Raw genomic sequence first — 3,093 nt, 5'->3', positions numbered from 1 at the left:
AGAAGACGTTGCAGCCGGAATGGTCGATGCTGCGGTGTCGACGCGGCTCGCCGGTGAGCGCTTGAAGTTGTCGCAGTTGGCCGACGGGGTCATTGACGTGGAGGGCGCGCGGACTCGTTTCGTGCTGGTGACGGCGCCGCAGTCGGTGCCTGCGCGCACCGGTGCAGACCGAACGTCGGTGGTCCTCGAGCCGCCGAACGATCCGGGCACGCTGCCGGCAGCGTTGGCCGAGTTCGGAATTCGCAACATCGACCTGACCTTCATCGAATCACGGCCCACCCGTTCGCGATTCGGAACGTACAGGTTCTTCATCGACTGCGCCGGGCACATCGACGACCCGCTCGTCGCGGAGATGTTGGCCGCATTCCACCGCAAGATGCCCCTCCGGTTCCTCGGATCCTGGCCCACCGCAACAGGAACGGGCGGTTCGGTGCCGCCGCCGATCGATGAACACGTGCAGTGGGTCGCAGACATTCGTGCCGGACGCGGTGATCTGTGATGGGCAAATTGATTCTGGTTCGGCACGGTCAGACGACAGCGAACGTCGCGAAGATACTGGACACCTCGCCGCCGGGAGCCGAGCTCACCGAGCTGGGGCACCAGCAGGCCGACGCGTATGCGCAGACCTGGATCGGACGCCCGCCCGCGGTGCTGGTGTCCTCGGTTGCGTTGCGTGCCAAGCAGACTGCGGGTTACATCGAACGAGCGACCGGGGTTCCCTTGGTGGTGACCGAGGGAATTCAGGAGACCTTCGCCGGAGATCTGGAGGACCGCGACGATGCGGATGCGCACCGGGAGTTCACCGATATCTTCAGTCGCTGGCACACCGGAGATCTGGCGGCGACCGTGCCCGGCGGCGACAGCGGACATTCGGTGTTGGAGCGGTACGTCCCGGTGCTCGACGGCCTCCGCGCGCAGTATCTGAGTGACGAGACAGCGGGCGACGTCGTTGTCGTCAGTCACGGTGCCGCAATCCGACTGGTTGCGGCGGTACTGGCAGGCGTCGAGGGCACGTTCGCGGCCGACAATCACCTCGACAACACGCACACCGTCGAGCTGCTGCCGTTGCCCGACGGTGGATGGTCCTGCACCAGGTGGGGCACGTTCCTGCCGCCGTTCGAGGGCAAGGGCAGCAACAAGGCGGACAACCCGATCAGCTAGCGCAGATGCTCACCGGCCGATGCGATCAGCTCGGTCAGGGCAGCGGTCACTCTGCGATCCGTCGCCCCGGTCAGTGAGCTCCACGACGTGCCGTCGGCGGCGAGGGTCGAGGTGGCGAGAATGCGCCCGGCTCTGGTGTCGAACAGGGCCACGGGTCTCCCGGCCACGTGACGGGTTCCGTGCCTACGGGCGACGGCGGTGATCTCGGTTCTGCCGGCGCAGGTGGCCATCGCCGACGCCAGAGCCGCGGCGCGCTCGTGCGCTACGCCGATACCGCGCAGCCGAGACGCGGTTGCTCCGACGTCGGTCGGTGCCGCGTCGAGTGCTTCGGCCAGCAGATCGGTTGGCGCGTTGATGCTGCCCGGGTCGAACGACGCGGCCGAGCCGATCGCCGACGCGAGGTCCCGGGCCGGATCACCGTGGACGGCGCGGATGGTGACCACGTCGTCTCGCCGCACCGCCGACACCGCGATCCGATCGTCGGATGCAACGCAGATGCGAATGGTCGGAACGGGCTCTGGGTTCTCGACGTCGAAGACACGAGCCGAGACGTACCAGTGAGGTTGTTCGAGAACCCGCATCCACTGCTCCAGATCCTCGTGGACGCCGCCGTCGGTGATCAGGCGGGCGTTGTTCAGTGCGGTGCGCCCGTGCTCGAGCGCGCGATCTCGGGCACCGACGTCGTCGAAGCGCGGGAACACGTCCAGGACCACGGGTAGTTCGGCGATCGACAGTTCCTCGACGAGGAAGTCCATCTCGTCCACACCGAGTGCGGCGATCGGCAGTGTGTGGCCCACCGGCACGGTTCCCAAGTCGATCAACGGCCGTTCCCGCTGGTGTGGGGCAGGGTCGGATTCGCGCCGATGACGGACGGCGCGACGGTCCGACCGTCCGAGAAGTGCTCGAATTGCTTAAGGTAGTCCGGGGTCTCGTGTTCGTCGTCCTCGGCCTGCCCGCGCGTGCCGGAGGCAGGAGCGCCTGCCGCGCCCGTTCCGCGCTGGGCGAGGCCACCGTCGGCCGAGGCGGGTGCGCCGAACGCGGACGGACCGCTCTGGCCTGCACCGGCCTGCATCGACCCACCACCGGCGGGACCCAACGCGGAACCGGGCATTCCGACGCCACCGCCGATGCCACCGAGCCCGGCTGCTCCACCTGCCCCGCCGCCGAACGACACCGGACACGTGGACGCCGGACCGACAGCGAGAGATGCCGAACCACCGGGTGCGAATCCACCACCGGCCCCTACGCCACCGGACAACGCACTCGACCCGATGGTGGACGCAGCGGTGGCGACGGTCGAGACGCCGGTGCTGGCGATGGAGGTGGCAGCACTACCGATCTGACCGGCCGCCGCTGCCACGCCGGGGTTCTGGGTCGCGGCCATCAATCCGCCGATCGCGGCCTGGACCGGAGACGTCATCAGCGCTCCGTTCGCGAACTTGCCGAGGCCGCTCCCGGAATCGGAGACGATGGCCGGCGGCTGATCGAACGTGGTCTTGACGATGCGGTGCGAGGAGACCAGCTCGAAGCCCTCCATCACCATCGCAGCTCGGATGTCGAGCAGTCGATCGGCCACCTCGGCAGCCTCGTAGCTGCCGTTCATCACGCCGCCCGTCGAGGCGGCGGTGACCTTGGCGGCCTGAACGGCTCCGATTTCCACGAGCGAGGGCATGGTCGCCAACGCGACACCGTACGAGGTTCCTGCGGCCGGGGCCTCGACCGAGAGCGCCGCCGCCTTGACTGCCGTGGCGGCGGTCCAGGTCGCGAAACGGCCGAGCGCAGCCTGAGCCAGCAGTGCCGACTCGCCCTCCCAGCCTGCGGTCAGAGCCGCGGTGACAGCCGCAATGCTCGCCGATGCCTCGGTGAACGCCGCAGCGACCGAACCCCACGCGCCGCCGGCGACGTGCAACGGCACCGGTCCCGGCCCGAGCA

At 68.6% G+C, this 3,093-nt stretch carries 4 protein-coding genes; 2 read left to right on the top strand and 2 right to left on the bottom strand.

Features of this window, described 5'->3' with window-relative positions; all coding sequences use genetic code 11:
- Both A2J02_RS00985 and A2J02_RS00980 read left to right on the top strand, forming a co-directional pair.
- The coding region (locus tag A2J02_RS00985) for an ACT domain-containing protein (protein ID WP_156516028.1) at window positions 1–499 on the top strand (499 nt) is incomplete at its 5' end.
- Complete coding sequence (locus A2J02_RS00980; RefSeq protein ID WP_068045601.1) at window positions 496–1,161, top strand: histidine phosphatase family protein; 666 nt, start codon at window positions 496–498, stop codon at window positions 1,159–1,161. The genes A2J02_RS00985 and A2J02_RS00980, both read left to right, overlap by 4 nt.
- Here the strand turns inward: A2J02_RS00980 and A2J02_RS00975 are convergent.
- Window positions 1,158–1,982 (bottom strand): ESX secretion-associated protein EspG, encoded by an 825-nt coding sequence (locus A2J02_RS00975; protein ID WP_068045598.1) that lies wholly within the window; start codon window positions 1,980–1,982, stop codon window positions 1,158–1,160. The genes A2J02_RS00980 and A2J02_RS00975 overlap by 4 nt on opposite strands.
- On the bottom strand, window positions 1,979–3,093 hold a 1,115-nt coding region (locus A2J02_RS00970; RefSeq protein WP_068045596.1), incomplete at its 5' end, for a PPE domain-containing protein. The genes A2J02_RS00970 and A2J02_RS00975, both read right to left, overlap by 4 nt.

Origin of the sequence: Rhodococcus sp. EPR-147 (genome assembly GCF_001647185.1) — a bacterium.
In the GTDB taxonomy this organism is placed as follows: Bacteria; Actinomycetota; Actinomycetes; order Mycobacteriales; family Mycobacteriaceae; genus Rhodococcoides.
This window is presented reverse-complemented; position numbering and strand designations above follow the sequence as displayed.